18 protein-coding genes and 1 CRISPR repeat array are annotated in these 23,203 nt (G+C 44.0%); of the genes, 13 read left to right on the top strand and 5 right to left on the bottom strand.

Features of this window, described 5'->3' with window-relative positions:
• Window positions 1-30 precede the first annotated feature (30 nt).
• Window positions 31-2,529: a CRISPR-associated helicase Cas3' gene (gene cas3, locus L7E55_RS01655; RefSeq protein ID WP_277442240.1), complete on the top strand. Its 2,499-nt coding sequence runs from the start codon at window positions 31-33 to the stop codon at window positions 2,527-2,529.
• A 26-nt stretch (window positions 2,530-2,555) separates the two neighbouring features.
• On the opposite strand, the gene L7E55_RS01650 is transcribed toward cas3, so the two are convergent.
• Window positions 2,556-2,780, bottom strand: a complete 225-nt coding sequence (locus L7E55_RS01650) for a type II toxin-antitoxin system HicA family toxin (protein WP_277442239.1) — start codon at window positions 2,778-2,780, stop codon at window positions 2,556-2,558.
• 2 nt (window positions 2,781-2,782) lie between these two features.
• Entirely contained in the window at window positions 2,783-3,202 is a 420-nt protein-coding gene (locus L7E55_RS01645) for an exoribonuclease R (protein ID WP_277442238.1), read from the bottom strand.
• Between the two features lie 119 nt (window positions 3,203-3,321).
• Here L7E55_RS01645 and cas4 point away from each other — a divergent pair, with 119 nt between their 5' ends.
• The 3 genes from cas4 to cas2 are packed head-to-tail and all read left to right on the top strand — an operon-like array spanning window position 3,322 to window position 5,124.
• Entirely contained in the window at window positions 3,322-3,828 is a 507-nt protein-coding gene (gene cas4 / locus L7E55_RS01640; protein ID WP_277442236.1) for a CRISPR-associated protein Cas4, read from the top strand.
• Window positions 3,829-3,843: 15 nt separating this feature from the next.
• Window positions 3,844-4,836 (top strand): type I-B CRISPR-associated endonuclease Cas1b, encoded by a 993-nt coding sequence (gene cas1b, locus L7E55_RS01635; RefSeq protein ID WP_277442390.1) that lies wholly within the window; start codon window positions 3,844-3,846, stop codon window positions 4,834-4,836.
• 24 nt (window positions 4,837-4,860) lie between these two features.
• Window positions 4,861-5,124: a CRISPR-associated endonuclease Cas2 gene (gene cas2 / locus L7E55_RS01630; protein ID WP_277442235.1), complete on the top strand. Its 264-nt coding sequence runs from the start codon at window positions 4,861-4,863 to the stop codon at window positions 5,122-5,124.
• Window positions 5,125-5,293: 169 nt separating this feature from the next.
• Window positions 5,294-13,240: a CRISPR direct-repeat array (repeat unit 30 nt; unit sequence GTTTTTAGTCTGCCTATGAGGAATTGAAAC).
• 398 nt (window positions 13,241-13,638) lie between these two features.
• Here the strand turns inward: cas2 and L7E55_RS01625 are convergent.
• On the bottom strand, window positions 13,639-13,857 hold the full coding sequence (locus L7E55_RS01625) for a type II toxin-antitoxin system HicB family antitoxin (RefSeq protein WP_277442233.1): 219 nt from the start codon (window positions 13,855-13,857) through the stop codon (window positions 13,639-13,641).
• Between the two features lie 193 nt (window positions 13,858-14,050).
• On the opposite strand from L7E55_RS01625, the gene L7E55_RS01620 reads away from it, so the two are divergent.
• Window positions 14,051-14,503 carry a DMT family transporter gene (locus L7E55_RS01620; protein ID WP_420851987.1) on the top strand — a complete coding sequence of 151 codons (453 nt, stop codon included), beginning with the start codon at window positions 14,051-14,053 and terminating at the stop codon, window positions 14,501-14,503.
• On the opposite strand, the gene L7E55_RS01615 is transcribed toward L7E55_RS01620, so the two are convergent.
• Both L7E55_RS01615 and L7E55_RS01610 read right to left on the bottom strand, forming a co-directional pair.
• The gene (locus L7E55_RS01615; RefSeq protein ID WP_277442232.1) at window positions 14,493-15,212 is read right to left on the bottom strand and encodes a ZIP family metal transporter; all 720 of its coding nucleotides are present in this window, start codon (window positions 15,210-15,212) and stop codon (window positions 14,493-14,495) included. The genes L7E55_RS01620 and L7E55_RS01615 overlap by 11 nt on opposite strands.
• 69 nt (window positions 15,213-15,281) lie before the next feature.
• Window positions 15,282-15,842: a L,D-transpeptidase family protein gene (locus tag L7E55_RS01610; RefSeq protein ID WP_277442231.1), complete on the bottom strand. Its 561-nt coding sequence runs from the start codon at window positions 15,840-15,842 to the stop codon at window positions 15,282-15,284.
• A gap of 271 nt (window positions 15,843-16,113) precedes the next feature.
• On the opposite strand from L7E55_RS01610, the gene ispE reads away from it, so the two are divergent.
• The 8 genes from ispE (at window position 16,114) to L7E55_RS01570 (ending at window position 23,140) form a co-directional block, all read left to right on the top strand.
• Window positions 16,114-16,977, top strand: a complete 864-nt coding sequence (ispE, locus tag L7E55_RS01605) for a 4-(cytidine 5'-diphospho)-2-C-methyl-D-erythritol kinase (protein WP_277442230.1) — start codon at window positions 16,114-16,116, stop codon at window positions 16,975-16,977.
• A 111-nt stretch (window positions 16,978-17,088) separates the two neighbouring features.
• Window positions 17,089-17,781, top strand: a complete 693-nt coding sequence (locus L7E55_RS01600) for a GntR family transcriptional regulator (RefSeq protein WP_277442228.1) — start codon at window positions 17,089-17,091, stop codon at window positions 17,779-17,781.
• Window positions 17,774-18,526, top strand: a complete 753-nt coding sequence (locus L7E55_RS01595) for a nucleotidyltransferase family protein (protein ID WP_277442227.1) — start codon at window positions 17,774-17,776, stop codon at window positions 18,524-18,526. Before L7E55_RS01600 ends, L7E55_RS01595 begins: the two co-directional genes overlap by 8 nt.
• 87 nt (window positions 18,527-18,613) lie before the next feature.
• Complete coding sequence (gene ilvA / locus L7E55_RS01590) at window positions 18,614-19,834, top strand: threonine ammonia-lyase (RefSeq protein ID WP_277442224.1); 1,221 nt, start codon at window positions 18,614-18,616, stop codon at window positions 19,832-19,834.
• Window positions 19,835-19,934: 100 nt separating this feature from the next.
• Entirely contained in the window at window positions 19,935-20,189 is a 255-nt protein-coding gene (gene spoVG / locus L7E55_RS01585) for a septation regulator SpoVG (protein WP_277442222.1), read from the top strand.
• Window positions 20,190-20,370: 181 nt separating this feature from the next.
• Window positions 20,371-21,741: a bifunctional UDP-N-acetylglucosamine diphosphorylase/glucosamine-1-phosphate N-acetyltransferase GlmU gene (glmU, locus tag L7E55_RS01580; protein ID WP_277442221.1), complete on the top strand. Its 1,371-nt coding sequence runs from the start codon at window positions 20,371-20,373 to the stop codon at window positions 21,739-21,741.
• Window positions 21,742-21,808: 67 nt separating this feature from the next.
• Window positions 21,809-22,759 (top strand): ribose-phosphate diphosphokinase, encoded by a 951-nt coding sequence (locus L7E55_RS01575; RefSeq protein ID WP_277442220.1) that lies wholly within the window; start codon window positions 21,809-21,811, stop codon window positions 22,757-22,759.
• A gap of 183 nt (window positions 22,760-22,942) precedes the next feature.
• Window positions 22,943-23,140 carry a DUF951 domain-containing protein gene (locus L7E55_RS01570; protein ID WP_277442218.1) on the top strand — a complete coding sequence of 66 codons (198 nt, stop codon included), beginning with the start codon at window positions 22,943-22,945 and terminating at the stop codon, window positions 23,138-23,140.
• Window positions 23,141-23,203 lie beyond the last annotated feature (63 nt).

Here is a 23,203-nt window from a genome sequence, read left to right as displayed (position 1 = left end):
GCGATACCTTTTCCTGGTGGGGGAATAAAAGTGAAACAGTACTTTGCCCATTATGATAAAGATAGAAACATCAAGCAATTATTAAAAGAGCATTTAAGTTCTGTATCAGCTTCGGCTCTGCTGCAGGTACCACCAAATTTAAGATTTAAAAAAATTTCAATCACAACAGTGAGGGATATAGTTTTCTGGCTAGGCTACTGCCATGATCTTGGTAAATATACTGATTATTTTCAGGATTATTTGCTGAGGAGCATTAATTCTCATTTAAAGAACCACGCGCATATATCAGCATGTTTTTTGTATATGCTTTTATTGGATCGACTGAGTGATTTGCAAGATGGTACACAAAAAAGAATTATTGCGTTTCTAGCGTATCTATGCGCCCGACTACATCACGGCGCACTAAACCTGGACGGTCTGTTTAAAACCTCACAGGAAAATGAAATGAGACTATTATTACAAGCATTTGAAAACAACCTTGCTGCAAAAGCAGTAGATATTCTTAAAGACAGTGAACTGTCAAACAGTATTACACCAGATCAATTTAAAAATTATTTGCATATTGATCGACTATTGGCAGAAAGAAAACACTTTATATTCATGCCTCAATATTTTAGCAGCGGCCGGGCAAGTGAGGACCAGTGGTTTCTTTTCACGATTTATTTATTCTCACTGCTGATTGACTCCGATAAGCTTGATTCCGGTGGATTAAAGCCCGGAGGAGTAAAAAGCATTTTTTACGGATGTGTCAGTGATTACCTCGACCGAAAACCTATACGCAAACCGAATGAATCCCTAACAGTTCGCAGGGAAAAAGCCCGCAGGACAATGCTGGGTGTAATAGACGGCCTAAGCAACGACGATATCAAAAATGTCCGCTTCTTTACCCTCACGGCCCCAACGGGAATAGGCAAAACACTATCTTCCTTGCAGTGTGCACTCCGCTTACAAGAAAGGATAAAAGAAATTGAAAATTATACTCCTCGCATCATTACTGCAATTCCATTTATTAACATAATAGAACAAACCAAAAAGGAGTATGAAAATGTATTCAATAATAAGCTTCGCCTGGTAGTCCACCACCGTCTAGGGGACTTTTCAGTAAAAGCAGGTTCAAATGAAGAAACACCTATTGACAAAGCCCTATTAGAAGTTGAATCGTGGGAAGGAGATATTATTTTAACAACTTTCGTTCAGCTTTTCCAGTCTATCTTTACCGGTCAAAACCGTTTGTTAAAAAAGATTAATAAACTGGCGGGGAGCATCGTTATACTTGACGAGGCACAGGCCATCCCCGAAAAGTATATGCCTTTAATTGGAGCAGTATTGCAAAAAATAAGCACATATTGGGGTACTCGGTTTATATTAATGACAGCAACACAGCCTAAAATTTTAGACTTTGGAAATTTATTACTAAACGATAAGAAAAACCCTGAAAAACAAGTAATATCTCTTTTGCCGGACTACCCGGAGTACTTTAAAGACCTGAAAAGAACCAAATTTATCCCCTTGCTGGATAGGAAATTGGATACTAAAGAATTCATCTCACTATTTCAGGAAAAAGGGGATGTTAAAAAATCCACTTTGGTTGTAGTTAACACAATTAAGCGCAGTGTTGAAATTTATCGTGAGATTAAAAAAATACTTAAGAATAATGGATGTGAAGTCCCTGTCTATTACCTTTCCACAAATATTATCCCTAAAAAAAGAAGTGAAGTTATTGCCCAGGTTAAAACCCTCCTTGACAATGAACAGCCCGTTATTCTGGTTTCCACGCAAACAATTGAAGCCGGTGTTGATTTGGATTTTTATATGGCTTTTCGAGACTTTGCCCCTCTAGATTCTTTGATTCAAACAGCCGGGCGGGTTAACCGGGAGGGGAAAAAAGGTGAATATCTGCCTGTATACATAGTTCAATTAGAATCGGATAACCACTACGTTTATACATTAATGCACCGTAAATCCACGCAGGATTTAATCAAGAATAAGGGGGTAATCATAGAGCCTCAGTTCGGCAGACTTGCTGAGGAATACTATGCTTTAGCGCTGAAGAGAGGCGTTTCGGATATTTCGAGAGAACTCTGGCAGGAAGGCATTCTTAAACTAAACTTTGAAAAGATGGAAGAGTTTATGCTAATTGAAAATTCCGAAGAGGTCGTTGACGTTTTTGTTGAGGACGGCAGTCCGCAGGCCGCTTTTTTAGCCGATGCTTACGAGGAATTGCTGAGAAATAAGGAATATTTCAATTGTGACTTGACACAGGTTTTTGAGCGGTCTATTATCCCGGAGTATAATCAAAAGCTTAGTGTTTTTGAAAGAAAAGCGCTGGTGCGTTTGGTATTAACCAAACTAAATGATTATGTCATTCAGGTCAGGACTTCAAGACTGAAAAAAAATAGGCCCATTGAGTTTTCATCGCGTGGCGGTGTGCCTTCCTCCATGTATTGGATTCCTCCCGGCCAACTTTATGATTTTTATGATAAAGATACTGGGTTTATCAGTGAAACAGGAGACGCATTTATCTTATGATAATCATATTTCAAATATGATGTGTGCTAAACCCTTTTCCAGAACTCTTCTTCAGTTATTTTAAGTTGCTGTTTCAATATTTTTCGCCACAAGTTGGCGGGAATTTCCTTGCTTACAGAATGACTAACTCTTGTTCGTAGGATATCGCCGTTGGACAACACTTTTTCATAATACCAATGGTCTGTGTCCCTAATCATGACCCAGTCATTCTTTTCACAGTATCTTTTTAGGTCGCCGAATTTCGGAGGCATAGTTACAACTCCAGGAGGGATTTAATTTCCTGGTCATTGTCGCAAAGCAACACTCGTAGTATATAAGGGAAATGCCCCTTACGGTTTGGAGCGTTCAAAAAAAGTTGACTCCTGTCAATATAATCTTGTGCGTATATTTTCATCTCTTTAATAAGTTCATCAATAGCCTTTTTTAGGGTCGGTTCATTAACGGCAATATCAATTTCATTTAAAGCAACTGTTACAGAACCATCTTTTTCCGGTAAAATCTCCGGTTTTAGATGGTAAGCCTTTAGTATATCCTGTTGTAATTCTCGCCTAAGCAATAAGACCTCTTCGTTTTGATGGCGATTAATAATAACGGGGAGATGCCGGTGCCAGACATTATCATAAATATCGGTAAAAGTTTTACGTGCATTCGTAAATTTTATCTCTGTAAGCATGGTCAAACCTCCTCCACCCCACTTTATCACATAATGTACATTCTGTACAGAATAATGATATGTTAAAAAAGATAAAATGATTCCTATTGTTTTAAAAATTTAAATAGCGGTGATGTCTAGTGGAAGAAAAAGAATTACACGTAAGCGGAACCCTTGTATGGTATTACAATATCTGTCCGCGGGAAGTTTGGCTAATCAGCCACCAAATAACACCCGATCAGGACGACTCCAATGTCTCCCTTGGACGTTTTATCCAGGACTATTCATACCCCAGGGAACGTAAAGAACTTTCCGTAGGGCATAGCAAAATGGATGTATTTAAGGTGGATAACGGCAAATTAATTATTGGGGAGGTTAAAAAAACCTCTAAGTACCGTCAAAGCGCGCGGATGCAGCTGGCTTTTTATCTTGAAGAACTGAAGCAACGTGGTGTAGACGCCAGAGGTGAATTACGTTTTCCCCGTGAAAAATTACGAGAAGAAGTTATTCTGGACGAAGATATGGAGAAAGAACTGGATCGTACCAGGCGGGAGATATTGCATATCCTCTATCTGCCCCAACCCCCACCACCTGCTAAAATTAAGTTCTGTAAAAAATGCGCTTATGCAGAATTTTGCTGGTCATGAGAGGAGCGGATAATTATAAAAAAAACGCTTTATATATTCTCCAGCGGGGAACTGGTACGGAAAGATAATACACTATGCTTTGAAAACGAAGAGGCCAAAAAGTTCATACCAGTGGAGGACACTGGAGAAATAATGATATTCGGGGAGGTTACCGTTAATAAAAAGTTGCTTGAATTCCTTTCCCAGAGGGAAATAGTCCTCCATTTTTTCAGTCACCATGGCTATTACATGGGCTCCTTTTATCCCCGGGAACATCTAAACTCTGGCTACGTTACCTTAAAGCAAGCTGAGCACTACCTGGACGAGAACAAACGCCTTACCATTGCCCGGGAAATAGTTCTTGGTGCAGTTAAAAACATCCGCCAAGTTCTGAAATATTACCAAGGCCGGGGGAAAAATGTAACCGAAGTTCTTCAATCTGTGGAAAAACTCTTGGAAACGGTTAACGATTGCCCGGATATACCATCTTTGATGGCCATCGAGGGTAACATCCGTGACTATTATTATAAGGCCTTTGACGAAATAATCGAAGATCCTGATTTTATTTTCCAAGTGCGCAGCAGACGTCCACCCAAGAATTATCTCAATACGCTAATTAGTTTCGGCAATTCTTTGCTATATACCATATGCCTCAGTGAAATTTATAAAACACATATGGATCCACGCATCGGCTACCTGCACGCCACCAACTTTCGCCGGTTTACCTTAAATTTGGACCTTTCAGAAGTCTTCAAGCCGATAATTATTGATCGTATTATTTTCACTTTGGTAGGCAAAAAAATGGTTACCAAAAAAGATTTTGACCGGGATACTGAAGGTATAATGCTAAAAGAAAAAGCTAAAAAGTGCTTTGTGGAAGAATTAGATAATAAGCTTAAAACCACAATTAGCCACAGGGAGATCGGCCATCCCGTCTCTTACCGGAGGCTGATTCGACTGGAGCTTTATAAAATTGAAAAACACCTGATAGGCGAAAAGGATTACAAGGCGTTTGTAGCCAGGTGGTAAGATATTTATTGTGTGGTGTTTGACATGTTTATAATATTAGTCTATGATGTCAATCAAAAGAGAGTTGCCAAAGTGTTGAAAAAATGCCGCCAGTACTTACACTGGGTTCAAAACTCTGTTCTTGAAGGTGAAATCTCAGAAGCTAATCTTAAAAAGCTAAAGATGGAATTGGAACGTATAATAAGGAAGGATGAGGACTCAGTGATTTTCTATAATTTACGAACTACAAAATACTCCTCCAGAGAAATAATTGGTTTAGAAAAAGGTGGCCAGGAAAATATTATATAAGTTGCTCTACCTATCATGTCGTCGATCCATGGTAGAGTATAATTGCTGAAGGACTGACGACAACTACAGCCTGATAAACTTGCAAGAAAAAAGGCTTTTGTTAAATCTAGCATAGAAGTTACGAAATTATTTTAAAAATGAATGCCTTATTTTTTGCGGCTTTAGACGGGTTTTTAGTCTGCCTATGAGGAATTGAAACACCTGGGGTCGGCCACTGATATTGCTCCTCCGGCCGGTTTTTAGTCTGCCTATGAGGAATTGAAACCTTTTATTCCGTCCTCGGTTTCCGAGTATTTAATGCGTTTTTAGTCTGCCTATGAGGAATTGAAACTGCGAGAGAGCGGGCCTTTGAGAAGGTGCGCTTTGGGTTTTTAGTCTGCCTATGAGGAATTGAAACACGATCATGAAATTATTGAGCGCTATGGCACGGCTGTTTTTAGTCTGCCTATGAGGAATTGAAACTGGGACCCAACGGCACTGGGAAAACTCATTTGGCCGTTTTTAGTCTGCCTATGAGGAATTGAAACCGGATAGATCAGGTCAAAGTTACTCCCAAGAACGTGTTTTTAGTCTGCCTATGAGGAATTGAAACTTGGATTGCCCTTGGAACAGGCGACATTCCGGGCAGTGTTTTTAGTCTGCCTATGAGGAATTGAAACAAGATATTCTGGAAATCAATTGCATGGCGGAAGCAAAGTTTTTAGTCTGCCTATGAGGAATTGAAACCCTGAGGGAACAAAGTTGATCATGGAGGCAACGGCAGTTTTTAGTCTGCCTATGAGGAATTGAAACACTTTCTACAACCACATTTCGGTTAAGGCGTTCTCCCCGTTTTTAGTCTGCCTATGAGGAATTGAAACACTCATTGTTTCCCCTCCTCCCGCCGGCGCTTTCGAGTTTTTAGTCTGCCTATGAGGAATTGAAACCACCAACACCCGCAAGGACCTGGTTCGCAGGCTGGATGAGTTTTTAGTCTGCCTATGAGGAATTGAAACATGCTTAAAGGTGCAATCTATGCTCGTTATAGTTCTGTTTTTAGTCTGCCTATGAGGAATTGAAACATAGTGTGGGCGATGATGAAGATAACCTCTTAGATGTTTTTAGTCTGCCTATGAGGAATTGAAACTGAAATGCTGCATCACTTTGAACCGCTTCTTTTTTCCGTTTTTAGTCTGCCTATGAGGAATTGAAACTAGATCCCATCCACTTTTGAGTCTACCCTTTGCAAGTTTTTAGTCTGCCTATGAGGAATTGAAACTCCCAGGGCTGGTCCCATTTAACAGCGTATCCCTCAATGTTTTTAGTCTGCCTATGAGGAATTGAAACCAGAGAACGGTATTTTGTGCCTGATAAACGTAATCGAAGTTTTTAGTCTGCCTATGAGGAATTGAAACTTGGCCGTTGCCGTTGTTTTAGCATCGTGCATTGTCGGTTTTTAGTCTGCCTATGAGGAATTGAAACATGTCATAAGACAACAAAAAATCATAAGTCGTTGGGTTTTTAGTCTGCCTATGAGGAATTGAAACACTCACCAGACCAGTTATATTGCTCTTCGATAATATTCGTTTTTAGTCTGCCTATGAGGAATTGAAACTCCAAACTTTAATATTCTTACAGCAAGTACAATCACGGGTTTTTAGTCTGCCTATGAGGAATTGAAACAGGAGTGAGTCGATTGCAAGTTAACACGATGGACCGTTTTTAGTCTGCCTATGAGGAATTGAAACCCACATCGCCAGTCCCGAACCCACCGGGCACCCATGTTTTTAGTCTGCCTATGAGGAATTGAAACTCGTAGTATCGGCCGAATGTGCAGCAAGAGCGCTGGGTTTTTAGTCTGCCTATGAGGAATTGAAACCGAGATGTATTACTAAAACATTATCTTCAGCTTGACCGTTTTTAGTCTGCCTATGAGGAATTGAAACAAATCTATACTGATGAAGCCAAGTCAGCTACTACAGTTTTTAGTCTGCCTATGAGGAATTGAAACTTGCTGGAGAGGGCTCCGGGAACGTTTTCCCAAACTGGTTTTTAGTCTGCCTATGAGGAATTGAAACTATTTCTTTCCATGTTCATCTTTGTAGCTAAGCTTAGTTTTTAGTCTGCCTATGAGGAATTGAAACGTTGAAAAAATAAATGAGCTTAACCAATCACATTCCGTTTTTAGTCTGCCTATGAGGAATTGAAACGATTAAGCAGAAATGAGTGGGCAGTGTAAAAACTGCCCGTTTTTAGTCTGCCTATGAGGAATTGAAACTGGAGCATTTCAAATTCTTCATTCCGGAGTTGTACCGTTTTTAGTCTGCCTATGAGGAATTGAAACAAAAAAATGAGTTACACCCAATTCATTAAAAATAAGTTTTTAGTCTGCCTATGAGGAATTGAAACCATCATAACCGCTGAAACAGAAGGAGCAGTCCTGGAGTTTTTAGTCTGCCTATGAGGAATTGAAACCTCATCCAACCGTCAACATTTTGCATTAGGGTCTTACCGTTTTTAGTCTGCCTATGAGGAATTGAAACTTCAAACCGCAACCTGGGGGCTCAAATTCTGGGAAGGTTTTTAGTCTGCCTATGAGGAATTGAAACACAACGGTTGGGCAGGCATTGGTTACCACTACTTTGTCCGTTTTTAGTCTGCCTATGAGGAATTGAAACCAGAATTAGAATCTTTATCTTTTCGTAAATTAATCAGTTTTTAGTCTGCCTATGAGGAATTGAAACTCCGCTTGTATTTCGAATGAGTTATTAGATGAAAATAGTTTTTAGTCTGCCTATGAGGAATTGAAACTATGGCTCCAGCGGTTGAATATTTTGCTATTGCTTTGTTTTTAGTCTGCCTATGAGGAATTGAAACCGAAGAGCGGAAAAGCGAGGGAAGAAGTTACCGGAAGTTTTTAGTCTGCCTATGAGGAATTGAAACATTATGAAGTTGAGCGAATTTCTAACGTGTAAGTTCGTTTTTAGTCTGCCTATGAGGAATTGAAACACTGACAAAAGGCCGGAGATAAATTCAACTGATTCGGGTTTTTAGTCTGCCTATGAGGAATTGAAACGACCAAAAAATCAACGATACTGGCGTATTGATAAACCCGTTTTTAGTCTGCCTATGAGGAATTGAAACGTAGCTTCATCCCAGGCCACAGCAGCCCCCAGGGCTTCGTTTTTAGTCTGCCTATGAGGAATTGAAACAGAAACCTGCGGGCTCTATTGAGGACCGTTTATTTTGTTTTTAGTCTGCCTATGAGGAATTGAAACTGACAGTGTACCGGTGGTCCTTTCTCAACTAATTAGAGTTTTTAGTCTGCCTATGAGGAATTGAAACAAAGCTGAATTAACTACGCAAAAAAGACATTTTATCACGTTTTTAGTCTGCCTATGAGGAATTGAAACCCCAAACCTGCTCTTGTAAAAGCTACTATATCTCCGGTTTTTAGTCTGCCTATGAGGAATTGAAACTAAATTCTTCTTTTATAGAATTTTGTTAAATCTATCGGGTTTTTAGTCTGCCTATGAGGAATTGAAACCCGATATGCTTTTTTGAATCGGCAACATTGGCAACAGTTTTTAGTCTGCCTATGAGGAATTGAAACCGAAGGTAAGACCCTAATGCAAAATGTTGACGGTTGGGTTTTTAGTCTGCCTATGAGGAATTGAAACTAGATTGTTCAATTTTCTTTATTGATTCATTAATTTGTTTTTAGTCTGCCTATGAGGAATTGAAACTTCAGCTCCACCGGCAAACTTGGCCTCGGCTTGTTTCAGTTTTTAGTCTGCCTATGAGGAATTGAAACACCCTACGTCAATCGGCCAGAATCGCCGGTTCCCGGGTTTTTAGTCTGCCTATGAGGAATTGAAACAGCTTAATGTCTTGCTCTATTTCGGTAAGTATAGAAGTTTTTAGTCTGCCTATGAGGAATTGAAACAATATTGTATATACTTTTATTATCCCATGAATACCCGTTTTTAGTCTGCCTATGAGGAATTGAAACCAAACTGTGGAAGCGTTGCCATGGCGAAAAAGCCAAGTTTTTAGTCTGCCTATGAGGAATTGAAACCGTGATTCTCAACTATCCCAGCAGAAGAAGTCATTGCGTTTTTAGTCTGCCTATGAGGAATTGAAACTTGTGATTACGCTGGCGTGTCGTGGGAAAGGAAGAGTTTTTAGTCTGCCTATGAGGAATTGAAACGTGTCGATCATACTTGCGCCGGCAGCGGCTTCACCCGTTTTTAGTCTGCCTATGAGGAATTGAAACCCGCCTTTCGGATATGGTTTTGGCCTTGCCTCGTCGGGTTTTTAGTCTGCCTATGAGGAATTGAAACTATGGAAGTAACTAGGAATAACTACTTCTGATTGGTACGTTTTTAGTCTGCCTATGAGGAATTGAAACCGACTCGTCAGGCAGGCTTTCAATTAGCTCAATTCGTGTTTTTAGTCTGCCTATGAGGAATTGAAACGCTGGCTGGATGCCAACTTCTCCGGCTCGGGCTTGGTTTTTAGTCTGCCTATGAGGAATTGAAACGGTTGTTCGGGCATGGTAGCATCATTCCTTTCTATGTTTTTAGTCTGCCTATGAGGAATTGAAACCCGGGTTCGATGCCGTAGGCTATTTTGAGCGCGGCGGTTTTTAGTCTGCCTATGAGGAATTGAAACACTTTCTGGAGGCGCGCCCGCCAGCGTACGGGACCGGTTTTTAGTCTGCCTATGAGGAATTGAAACATGACTTCCCCTCTTCTAGGGCTGCCGTCAAGGCTTTGTTTTTAGTCTGCCTATGAGGAATTGAAACTACCAGACCCGCCAAATTAGTGCAGAATCTGGTATGTTTTTAGTCTGCCTATGAGGAATTGAAACCTGGTCCGGCAGTGACCTACCCGAACCAAGAAGTCAGCGTTTTTAGTCTGCCTATGAGGAATTGAAACCCCGGACTCGCGTATATGCAAAGCCCTATAAATGGGTTTTTAGTCTGCCTATGAGGAATTGAAACTATATAGCAAAGAACACTGACTATGGTGATAGCTTTAGTTTTTAGTCTGCCTATGAGGAATTGAAACATAACTATTCCTATTTCTTTTTCCCTTCCTTTCCCTCGTTTTTAGTCTGCCTATGAGGAATTGAAACAATATTGAATGGTTAAAACGATATTATATAGTTATATCGTTTTTAGTCTGCCTATGAGGAATTGAAACCCGTCTGTTTGTAGTCTCTCATAATGAGAGACTTTTTAGTTTTTAGTCTGCCTATGAGGAATTGAAACTTAGCAGCAGGAGAAGAATCTTGATCATCCTGCTGGTTTTTAGTCTGCCTATGAGGAATTGAAACGCATTGCCTGCCTGTATTTGTCTTTCCTGCTTAACCTGTTTTTAGTCTGCCTATGAGGAATTGAAACACACTTTTAAAAGTTACTTTAGATAAGTTTTGCTTGGTTTTTAGTCTGCCTATGAGGAATTGAAACGTCAAAAAAGCATTTCCCTGCATGATCTATTCTCCAAGTTTTTAGTCTGCCTATGAGGAATTGAAACCAACCTGGCTCAATGCATTTTTTGCCCGTGCGATACTTGGTTTTTAGTCTGCCTATGAGGAATTGAAACAAGGCCGAAAATACCAGACTCAAGGCCGATCTTGAGTTTTTAGTCTGCCTATGAGGAATTGAAACCCCACTCACCAGGATAGATATTTGAGATTTTATATCGTTTTTAGTCTGCCTATGAGGAATTGAAACTACCAGGTTTTGAGCGATTTTGTAGGGGGTTGTCTGTTTTTAGTCTGCCTATGAGGAATTGAAACCGGGCGGAAAGGAGAAAACGAAATGAAAACTACACCGTTTTTAGTCTGCCTATGAGGAATTGAAACAAACAATATCGGAGTGTTGAATAATGAAGAACCGTGTTTTTAGTCTGCCTATGAGGAATTGAAACCTTAATTTCAAATTTAGCGCTTTTGCGTCAAGCTTTGGTTTTTAGTCTGCCTATGAGGAATTGAAACCCCGTCTATCCCCTCAGCTATAGCGCATTTGGAGGCGCAGGTTTTTAGTCTGCCTATGAGGAATTGAAACTCATTTTTGAATTCCTCCTTTTTATTTCCCGGACTTGGTTTTTAGTCTGCCTATGAGGAATTGAAACCCGGCGGGTAGGACCGCCGTCACTCTGCATTGAAATGTTTTTAGTCTGCCTATGAGGAATTGAAACCTTATTCTGGGTACACTACACCCAATTATATACTATGTTTTTAGTCTGCCTATGAGGAATTGAAACACGATGTTTGGAACTTGGGAGAAGACGAGGACATCGAGTTTTTAGTCTGCCTATGAGGAATTGAAACCCCTGCTTCAGGATCTTGACAGTCATGGCCGCCTTTGTTTTTAGTCTGCCTATGAGGAATTGAAACCCAAAAAACAAGCCTCGGAAATTATTTCACTGGCTAGTTTTTAGTCTGCCTATGAGGAATTGAAACCCCGCTGCGGCGATCCGAAGTGGCAAAAGCACTTTGAGTTTTTAGTCTGCCTATGAGGAATTGAAACTTTTTTGGACAAATTCAACCATATATCCCGGCCTGTGTTTTTAGTCTGCCTATGAGGAATTGAAACCTGGTGAAAACCTATGCAGATACTGGTAAGCCTTGAGTTTTTAGTCTGCCTATGAGGAATTGAAACCAATTCCCTGGCCCACTAATGACGCCGGCGGTATCGGTTTTTAGTCTGCCTATGAGGAATTGAAACTCGTTCAGAGCGATGGGGAGGAACAGCACTGGTTTGGTTTTTAGTCTGCCTATGAGGAATTGAAACACTTTTCATCCGGTATAAACTTCAAATTTTCATATATGGTTTTTAGTCTGCCTATGAGGAATTGAAACACGCGCTATGATAAAACCCTACTGCACCCAAAACAACGTTTTTAGTCTGCCTATGAGGAATTGAAACGGGACGGGAGGTCAATAAAAAATGAAAGTAGCCATAGTTTTTAGTCTGCCTATGAGGAATTGAAACTATTTAGTTTCATCTTTTATAACTTCCTTTCGTTTGTTTTTAGTCTGCCTATGAGGAATTGAAACGCCAAAGGCAACAAAGTCAATTAGATACAGTCACCGTTTTTAGTCTGCCTATGAGGAATTGAAACCGGGAATGCTAAAAGCAAAAGTAACCGCTTATTTTAGTTTTTAGTCTGCCTTTGAGGAATTGAAACCGGATATGTCAACGAGAAAAATAATAAATATTTTTTGATGTTTTTAGTCTGCCTATGAGGAATTGAAACTTCTATACATAAATATCAGCTCCTATTTAAGATTTAAGTTTTTAGTCTGCCTATGAGGAATTGAAACTACTGATAGATAATTGATTGTCGTTTATACTCCAATGTGTTTTTAGTCTGCCTATGAGGAATTGAAACTCGTGCAGGTGTACGTAATGTACGTGGTATTGTCCGTTTTTAGTCTGCCTATGAGGAATTGAAACGTCAATGCCGAAGCGATCTCAAAAAGTTTGCTCCCAAGTTTTTAGTCTGCCTATGAGGAATTGAAACCCCTAAAACCAAATCTTAAGGAGGTCCAACCCCATGAGTTTTTAGTCTGCCTATGAGGAATTGAAACGCAAAAAGATAACCTGCCTGATGAGAGCTGGACAGCGGTTTTTAGTCTGCCTATGAGGAATTGAAACTTGGGGTAACGGCCGGGGTGACGGTCGATAATGTCGACGGTTTTTAGTCTGCCTATGAGGAATTGAAACTTCAAACAGATAAATATAGAAAAGCCTGTATGGTAAGTGTTTTTAGTCTGCCTATGAGGAATTGAAACCTAAACATTTACCATTCCTCCTTCTCCCGCTCTGAGTTTTTAGTCTGCCTATGAGGAATTGAAACTGGTATAAATAGGAGATACCATAACCAACAAACTGAGTTTTTAGTCTGCCTATGAGGAATTGAAACCCCATATCCTTATGTAACGCGCGTTTATTTGGCGGGTTTTTAGTCTGCCTATGAGGAATTGAAACACTCCAGAGCAAACAAAAGAAGCGAAAAAATATTTAACGTTTTTAGTCTGCCTATGAGGAATTGAAACACGGAGTAAGTAAAGGTCGTGCTTTTGTTATCCGAAAGTGTTTAGCCTGCCTATGAGGAATTGAAACTTTCATTAAATCCGTGCGGGTGCGTGGATTGAAACCACCGATATACAGCCGCACCTCCTACAGGTTAAACAGGTCGCACCCCGTGCGGGTACGTGGGTTGAAACAAAGTAATCCGAGAACAACCTTACGAATTAGCGCATCGCTCCCAATATGGGAGCATGGAATGAAACAATGACCCCGGATATAGAGGAAATTATTTTTGTTAGTCGCTCCCCATATAGGAGTGTGACTTGAAACGCCAGCTGCGTCAACTTATCTTTCAGTCGCTCGCCGCAGGGGTGCGTAGTATTGAAAGAAGCTTATTAGACACAAAAATTAATAACCTTGGGTTGTTCTAAGGTTATAAGTCTAATAATATATCTATCCCATGTAAAAATAGAGTACATTACTGGTGTATTTTATATTGCCGAAACCACATAGTCGGCATGGGCAGCCGGTTCGGGGATCGGTAGACCATCTTCTTTTAGCCCGTTTAAATGCATTGTTAATGCTGTCTCAATCGCCTTGCGCGTTTTTTCGACGTTTTTACCTGTTGCTATAACTCCTGGAACGTCTGGCAGATAAGCGGAAAAGTTACCATTTGCCTTTTCAATTATGACCAGGTAGTTTCTCATCATAATAACATCTTTTGGTACAACCTTTCTATTATTTTACTAGCACCATCTAATATTTACAAGTTCCGCTCAAGATCTGGTGTCTGCTCAAGATCTGAAATCAGACTCATTGGCAATACCTCGCCGGAAGAATAATCCCCACCCGGACGGAAGAAAATAAATAGATGCAATGGAAAAAGGAGCGGGTGAAGGGGAAATGAACATTACACCGGAGATTCTACCCCTGGCTATAGCGGCTTTGGCAGGGATTATTATGGCTATCCAGGGGTCTATTAATTCAGCCTTGGGCAAAGTAATCGGGCTTTGGGAAGCTACTTTGGTCGTTCACGTGGTCGGGCTATTGCTTGTTACGGTTTTGTTGTTTGTATGCCGCTTGGGTGACGGCTGCCTGGCAAACATTTCTCATGTTCCCTGGTATACTTACCTTGGTGGTATATTGGGGGTACTTATTGTGTATGGTGTGGTCAGTACCATGCCGAAGGTCGGTGTGGCGCCGGCCACCACGGCGATTATTGTCGGACAGGTTTTCACGGCGGGTTTGGTTGACCATTTCGGCCTGTTCGGTATGGAAAAAATTCCTTTCAGTCTATGGAATGTTTTGGGGACGCTATTAATGGCGGGGGGCGCCTGGCTTATCCTTAAACAATAAAACTCAGCAGGATGATCAGGCTCAACCCGAAAAGCATACCTAGATATGACAGTGTCCGGTTGTTGCGGCGGGATTCGGGGGCAAGTTCCCCGAGCACAATATAGGTCATGGCACCCGCGGCAAAAGCCAACAGCGGGCCGACGAAGGAGCGGGAGCTTTCAACCAGGACCAGCCCGAAGAAAGTACCGATAGGTGTAATTAAGCTGATTATAATATTAATCGCCAGTACCCGCCCTGCTCCTAAGCCCCCGTGACGCAACGGCGCCGACGTCGCCATTCCTTCCGGAATGTTGTGCAGGCCGATAGCCAGGACCAGGAGCGGGCCAAGTTTCTCGGCTGTCGCGAAGCCGGCGGCAATAGCCAGCCCTTCGGGGAGATCGTGCAGGGCGATACCGGTGGCGATCAGGTAACCCATTTTCAAGTAGTCTCTTCCTGGAAAGGTCACGGGGGCGAATATATTGGTCCCCAAATCCAGCGCCAGCATCAGGGCGATTCCCCCCATAAAACCGCCCAGGGCGGCTGTCGGGCTGCCGTAGCGAAGGGAGGACGGTAAAAGGTCGAAAATGATTACGGCGGTCATTATCCCTGAGGCCAGGCCGAGCATAAGCGAAAGGGTGCCCGGGCGCATCCGTCCGAGTACGATGACAAGCAATGCTCCAAGGCATGTTCCAAGACCGGCGATCAGTCCCTGCAGAACGATACCACTCAAAATTTTACCCGCCTTCTTTATATTTTTACCTATTAACCGATTGTATTAGGCAGAAGGCGGCGGTATGCCTTATCCCGGAATGATAATTTGCTGGCCTGGGTAAATAACGTCCGGGTCGCTGATTTGGTTAGCCTGTAGAATCTGATTAAGTGTTTTACCATACCGTTCGGCGATTTCCCACAGTGTTTCGCCTGCTTGAATGGTATGGTTAGTCGTCATGTTATGCGTGTTGTTATGAATATCCTCTTGCCCCAGTTCAGCCGCGCCGGAATGAATATTGACCGGTGTGCCGATTTGAACATTCGGGAAAAGTTCCTCAACGTCCTGGTTATACATGCGGATACAACCGTGTGACACGTAGCCTCCGATAGAAGACGGATTATTGGTTCCGTGGATGCCGTAATTCCCTTGCTGAATAGATAAACCCATCCAGCGGCTCCCAAGCATTCCTCCCGGGTTCACTATTTTTTCAACTATTGAGTAATTTCCTGTCGGTGTAGGAGTTGATGGTTTGCCTACTCCCACGGGATAAACTTTTTTTACGCGTTCCCTCTCGTAATAAGTTAGCCGCCGGCTGGCCAGGTTGACAGAAATGTGACTGCTGTAAGATCTGGTCAAACTGTCAGGCATAATTAGGCCTCCATTTTTGTTTATTTGTACTACTTAGGGGACAGAAGTCAGGAGTCAGAATAAGAGATCGATTTATCATCTCGAAGTATTCTGAATTCTGACTACTGACTCCTGAATACCTGAATGTTATTATTTATTTTATTCTATGAAAGAAACGCTGTGATTGAGCGGTTGCTCAGGTATAATTAGTGTTGGGCGATTGATCTGGCAGGCGGTTCCAGCCACGGGTATATATCGCTCGTATTCTAAAAATCGTTTTAGGGATGTGAATATGGTGATCAAGGTTTATGCGCGGGCTAAAATCAACCTGACTCTTGATGTGCTGGGGAAGCGGCCGGACGGCTATCACCAGGTGGAGACGGTAATGCAGTCAATTGAACTGCACGACTGTCTGGAGTTCACGCCTCTGGAGGATGGCGTTTCGCTTACAGTGGCGGGAGGGGAAGTTCCTTCCGGCGCGGATAATCTGGTCTACAGGGCAGCCCTATTAATGCGGAAGCTCGCCGGTGATAAAAAAGGCATAAGCATTAAGCTGAATAAGAACATTCCGGTGGCGGCCGGCCTGGGTGGGGGGTCGGCGGATGCCGCGGCGACTTTATCGGCATTAAATGAAATTTGGGGGATTCACCTGCCTGCCCGGGACCTTTTGTCATTGGGAGAAAAACTGGGTTCCGACGTGCCGTTTTGCTTGCTTGGCGGAACGGCTCTGGCCGGCGGCAGGGGGGAATTGCTCGAATCGCTTCCCCCGTGTCCCCGTATGGGTTTGGTGCTGGTAAAGCCGTCTTTCGGTGTCTCAACCGCTTCCGTTTACCGTGCTTATGATTCGTGTCCGTCCGGGAAAAGGCCGGGAACGGTTGCCATGATCAAAGCTATCGGGGAAAGAGATATTGACTGCATTGTCCAAAACCTTGCCAATGTGCTGGAAATAGCTACGATATCGATGCACCCGGAAATTGCCGGAATTAAAAAAAGGCTGCTGGAAGCGGGGGCCCTGGGCGTACTCATGTCAGGCAGCGGACCGACTGTTTTCGGAGTGACTGCGGACCTTGAAGCAGCCCGCGCGGTGGCTGACCGCTACCCAAATTGTGGTGAACGGGTGCTGGCAACGGAAACATTTAACCCGGAACGCAGTTGATTTTTTATGTAAAAATTATACAATCTGCCGTCATCGGGTACACTTGCGGTAATAGGCATAGAAAGGTTAAAATAAATATAGTTTACCATGAATATTCATAGGAGGGGCAATATGGAGCAGCCTAGATTAGTGCCGATCATGCTGGATAATTATAAACCCCTGCGGGAACTGGTTTTTGAATCCCTCCGGGAAGCTATTCTTTTAGGACGTCTTAAACCAGGGGAACGCTTGATGGAAGTGCAACTGGCTGAAGAAATGGGAGTGAGCCGCACCCCGGTCCGGGAAGCGATCAGAAAATTGGAACTGGACGGTTTTGTAATTATGGTTCCCCGCAAGGGCGCGTATGTGGCGGGTATCACCCTCAAGGACATCGCGGATGTTTTTGAGGTGCGGGCGGCTTTGGAAGGGATGGCGGCCGGGTTGGCGGCGGAGCGGATCACTGATGAGGAACTGGACCAGCTGGAACGTTCACTGGTGCAAATCAGAGAATCTCAGTCAGGGGATAATATCAATGCTGTCGTTGAAGGGGACACGGCTTTTCACGACATCATTTACCAGGCTTCCCGCAACCAGCAGTTGGTGCAGATTATCACTCATCTCCGGGAGCAGATCCAGCGCTTCAGGATGACGTCTCTATCCCAGCCCGGACGGAGCAAGTTCGCCCTGGACGAGCATAAAAAGATTGTCGAGGCTATATCCGACCGCGATGTGGAGCTGGCCAGGGTGTTGGCCAGGGAACATATTGAGAATGCCGAACAAAGTCTTTTAAATGCGGTGAGAAAGGAAGAACAAAGTAATGATTAATGCCGTGGTTCTGGGCGGGAGCCTGAATAACGGCCCTTTGAAGGAGTACAGCCCGGTTGACTATGAAGCGTTGATACCGGTAGGCTCAAAACTCATGGTTGAATACGTGGTGGAAGCGCTTCTCAGCGCCCGGCATATCGACAGGGTCCTGGTGGTTGGCCCGGTGAAGGAGCTCGCCCCGCTTCTAAACGGAGCAAGAGTGTCATTGACCGGCGCGGCCGGCGGTGTCATGGAAAATGTCGAGGCCGGGCTGAAAGAGATGCCAGGCGAGGAAAGAGTGCTTATAGTCACGTCGGACATACCCATGCTGACTGCCCGTTCAGTGGACAACTTTATTGAGCTTTGCGGCGACATGTCCGGCGATATCTATTACCCGATCATACCAAAGGAATTTGTAGAGAAGCATTTCGCTTCCACGAAACGCACCTATGTTACATTAAAAGAAGGGGTATTTACGGGAGGGAATGTTTTTCTCTTTAATCCCGCGGTTTTTAAGCAGTGTGTTGAGAACGGGCAAAGAATCTTTGAGCAGCGCAAGAGTCCCGTTGGGCTTTGCCGCTTAATCGGCCTTTCTTTTGTTCTCAAGTACTTGCTGCATATTCTTGCCGTCAAGGACGTGCAAAAAAAGGTCTCCGAACTGTTGGCTGTAAAGGGAGAAGTAGTTGTTTCACAGTATCCCGAAATAGGCGTGGATGTTGATAAACCAGGCGACCTGGAGCTGGCCAGGCGGATTCTGGGTAGTTAGCCGTAATAGGAAAGGGGACACACCTCCCTTAATAGCCTAACCTATGGGTCGGAGGAATGTCCCCCAGGAAGGGAGCTAATACATAAGATGGCGGCTGACCGGCTGACCATGGAAAAGATTTACCTCGCCCGGGACCGCTTGGTTGGGATAGCCCGGCGCACGCCATTGGACTACTCCACCACTTTCAGCAAGGTAACCGGCAACTCTGTCTATCTGAAACTTGAAAATATGCAGAAGACTGGTTCTTTTAAAATCCGCGGGGCTTATAACAAGGTGATGAGTTTGGGCGGGGAGGACCGGGACTTGGGCGTGATTGCCGCTTCCGCCGGGAATCACGCCCAGGGTGTGGCTTATGCCGCCGCTATGGCCGGTATCCGTTGTACTGTGGTAATGCCCGCGGGCGCGCCGATATCCAAGGTTATGGCCACACAGGGATACGGCGCGGAAGTGGTTTTGGCCGGCGGCGGGTATGATGAGGCCTACCAGATGGCTAGAAAACTGCAAAGCAAAAGCGGCGCTGTATTTGTGCACGGCTTTAATGATTTGGATGTCGTCGCCGGTCAAGCGACTATCGCCCTTGAACTGTTGGAAGAATTGCCGGATGTCGAGGCTGTGCTGGTTCCGGTTGGCGGCGGCGGCCTGCTTGCCGGCATTGCTTTTGCTCTTAAAGAAATCAAGCCGTCCGTGCGGGTGATCGGGGTGCAGGCCGAGGGCGCGCCGTCAATGTACTGTTCTTATATAGAAGGCGGTTTGCGGAAAGTCAGGGGCGCGGGTACTTTTGCGGATGGCATCGCTGTCCGGGAACCGGGTGATATAACTTTCGCCTTGATCAAACAGTGTGTTGATGAATTTGTTATTGTGGACGATGAAGAAATTGCCAGCGCGATATTAATGCTTCTGGAAAGATCAAAGATAGTGGTGGAGGGTGCCGGAGCGGTAGGATTGGCGGCTTTGATTCACAATAAAACAACGCTTGAAAATGTTAAAACGGCGGTTGTTTTAAGCGGCGGCAATATCGATGTGAACACACTTTCAATTATTATTGAGCGTGGTTTGGCTAAAACCGGCCGGTATGTCAGGCTGCGCACTATCGTGACAGACAGGCCGGGCAGTCTTCTGAAATTGCTCTCTGTGGTGGCTGAAGCCGGGGCTAACGTCATTTCAGTCACTCATGACCGGATCAAACAGGAGATACCTTTAAAACAAGCTGAAGTGGAACTGACTTTGGAAACAAGGAACAAAGAACATATCGAACAAGTAATTGCCTGTTTAACCACAGCTGGTTATGTGCCGGAAATATTTTCATAAATCAGTAATTATTACTGAAAAGCAGGAGGATTTTGCCTGGTGTTGTAGAAAATATAACCAAATAGTGCGGTAACTAATGTGGGGAGAGGTGGTGATTTTTTTGGAAGTTACCGACGTTAGAGTACGCAAAGTTTTGATGGAAGGGAAAATGAAGGCAATAGTATCGGTAACTTTAGATGATTCATTCGTTATCCACGATGTTAAAGTTGTGGAGGGGCACAATGGTTTGTTTGTAGCTATGCCGAGCCGGAAGACTCCGGATGGGGAGTTTCGCGATATCGCACACCCGATTACATCTTCAGCTCGCGAATTAATACAAACAGCGGTGTTAAATGCCTATGGTGAAGTTGTTTAGTAAGAATATCATGAATTTTTCAACTTCATGATATTGAGGGCGTAAGCTCTCTTTTTTTCTCTTTAATGAAAGGAAATAAAAGATTTTTGTAGAATGATTTTTGGGTAGAATGGTTTTATGTAATAATTTTGTAAAGTAACTGATTGGTTTTGTTCGAATTCTTGATAAAGGGGGTCGCCGGATGAATCTGGCGGCAGTGATTCTGGCCGCGGGTAAGGGTACCCGGATGAATTCAAAATTACCCAAAGTACTGCATACTGTATGCGGCAGCGCGATGCTGTCTTGTGTTATTGACGCGGCGACTGGAGCCGGTGTCCAAAAGACGGTCGTTGTCGCGGGCTTCGGAGCCGATCTGGTAGCCCGTGAAGTTGGAAATAAGGCTGAGGTGGTTCTCCAGGCGGAGCAGCTTGGGACAGCCCACGCGCTGGCGCAGGCCGGCCCTGTGTTGAAGGATTTCTCAGGCTGTCTGCTTGTGCTGTGCGGTGACACTCCTCTAATTGAAGCCGGAACCCTGGCTGAATTAGTTGAAAAACACCGGTCTATGGGAGTGGCGGCCACAGTATTGACCGCTGAGATGGAGGACCCGGCGGGGTATGGGCGGGTGATCCGGGACGAACAGGGCCGGGTATTAAAAATTGTGGAGCAGAAAGACGCGTCCGGGGATGAAAAACTAGTCCGTGAAATCAATACCGGAGTTTATTGTTTTGAAGGGGCCGGACTCTTTGACGCCCTGGCGAGGATTACTCCCGCGAATGCCCAGGGTGAATATTATCTTACCGACATTATAGATATATATGCTAAAAGCGGGTTGACGGTCGGCGCTGTCGTGCTGAAAAATCCCATGGAGCTTGCAGGCATTAACGACCGTGTGCAGTTGGCTGAAGCAGAACAATATATGCGCAGGCGAGTGCTGGATGAAATGATGAGAGCCGGGGTTACAGTAATTGACCCGCTCTCAACTTTTGTTAGCCGGAAGGCTAGGGTGGGACGCGACACGGTTATTCACCCTTTCACTATCATCGAAGGTGACACGGTAATTGGTGAAGATTGTGTGATTGGTCCCGGTTCGCGCCTGGTTAACGCCACCGTGGGCAACCAGGTTACCATCCAAAATTCAATTGTATTGGACAGTAGTATTGGGGATAATTGTAATATCGGCCCGTTTGCCTACTTGCGCCCTGACACTACCCTGGGCCGGAGTGTCAAGGTGGGCGATTTTGTGGAAATAAAGAAGTCTAACATAGGGGATGGCAGCAAGGTTCCCCATCTAAGCTACGTGGGGGACGCTGTGATTGGCAAAAAAGTAAATGTGGGAGCGGGTACTATTACCTGCAACTACGATGGCCGCAATAAATGGACCACACGTATTGGCGACGGGGCTTTTATCGGCAGCAACACTAATCTGGTGGCGCCGGTGGAGGTGGGGGACAAGGCTATTACCGGCGCGGGTTCTACGATTACCAAGGATATACCCGCCGGCGCCCTGGGTATTGAGCGGGCGAAACAGACAGCAATAAAGAACTGGGCTGATAGGAAGAAAATAAAAGATTAGCTAAAATTTTTAGCTAAGGATTAGTAATATTTTAAATCCTTGATAAAAGATTTGGGGGTCTGGCAGGATGTCATCGCGTTACAAGAATCTAAAGATTTTCACCGGCAACGCCAACACTGAACTGGCTGAAGAAATTTGCCAGTATCTTGGCGTCACTATCGGGGCGTCAAAAGTTACGCATTTCAGTGACGGGGAAGTGCAAGTCAGGATTGATGAGAGTGTCAGGGGGGCGGATGTTTTTGTGATCCAGCCCACCAGCACACCGGTTAACGAAAACCTGATGGAGCTTCTGATTATGATCGATGCCGTCCGGCGAGCCTCCGCCAGGCGCATTACGGCAGTGATGCCTTACTACGGGTACGCCCGGCAGGACCGGAAAACAAGGGCGCGTGATCCGATTACCTCGAAACTGGTTGCTAATATACTTACTGCCAGCGGGGCCAGGCGGGTTCTCACCATGGACCTGCATGCCGGCCAGATTCAGGGGTTTTTTGACATACCGGTGGATCATTTGCCGGGAGTGCCGATCCTGGCTGAATATTTTTTACAGGCTAAACTGGAGAATGTCGTAGTGGTGTCACCCGACCTGGGCGGGGTCACCCGCGCCAGGGATTTAGCCGAGCGTATCGGCGCGCCCATCGCCATCATCGACAAGCGCCGGCCGGAACCCAATATGGTGGAAATCACTAATATTATCGGCGCCATCCACGGCAAGACTGTGATTATGGTTGACGACATCATCGACACTGCCGGTACAATTACCTTAGGGGCCGCCGCATTGAAAAAATGGGGCGTTAATGACATATATGTCTGCTGTACTCACGGTGTTTTATCAGGCCCGGCGCTCGAGCGGCTGGAGGAATCGCCGATAAAAGAAGTGGTGATTACCAACACTATACCGGTACCGAAAGAAAAGTTAATTGATAAAATTAAGATTCTTTCCGTGGCGCCGTTATTGGGCGAGGCAATCATCAGAATCCACGAGGATCTTTCAGTAAGCAAATTGTTTGATAAATAGCTTGGCAAACTGTATGATTTATAGCGTAAGACGGTCGAAAATAGTCTTACGCTATAATATTGCACGTTATTATTTATTGAATATTCTATTATTTTTTGATAATAGATTTTTATAATAATATTTATTCGAATTAATTAGGATATTTAAAGCATAACAAAAAGGGTATCCGGGGAGGTTAGAAGCTTGCAAAAGTTTTCGGTTGGCGACGTAATCAAGACCAGAAAAGCGCATCCATGCGGCAGTGACTTGTGGGAGGTCATGCGCACAGGAGTGGATTTCCGGATAAAATGCTTGAAGTGTGGAAGGGTATTGCTGCTGCCGCGCCCTAAATTTGAAAAATCGGTAAAGGAAGTTGTGCGGCCAGCACAGGAGTCAAATTAATTTTTTGGGAAATATATATTGATCTATTTGTATTATTGTACTAATATAATAGTATAATGTTCG

Source organism: Pelotomaculum isophthalicicum JI (assembly GCF_029478095.1).
Classification (GTDB): Bacteria; Bacillota; Desulfotomaculia; order Desulfotomaculales; family Pelotomaculaceae; genus Pelotomaculum_D; species Pelotomaculum_D isophthalicicum.
This window is presented reverse-complemented; position numbering and strand designations above follow the sequence as displayed.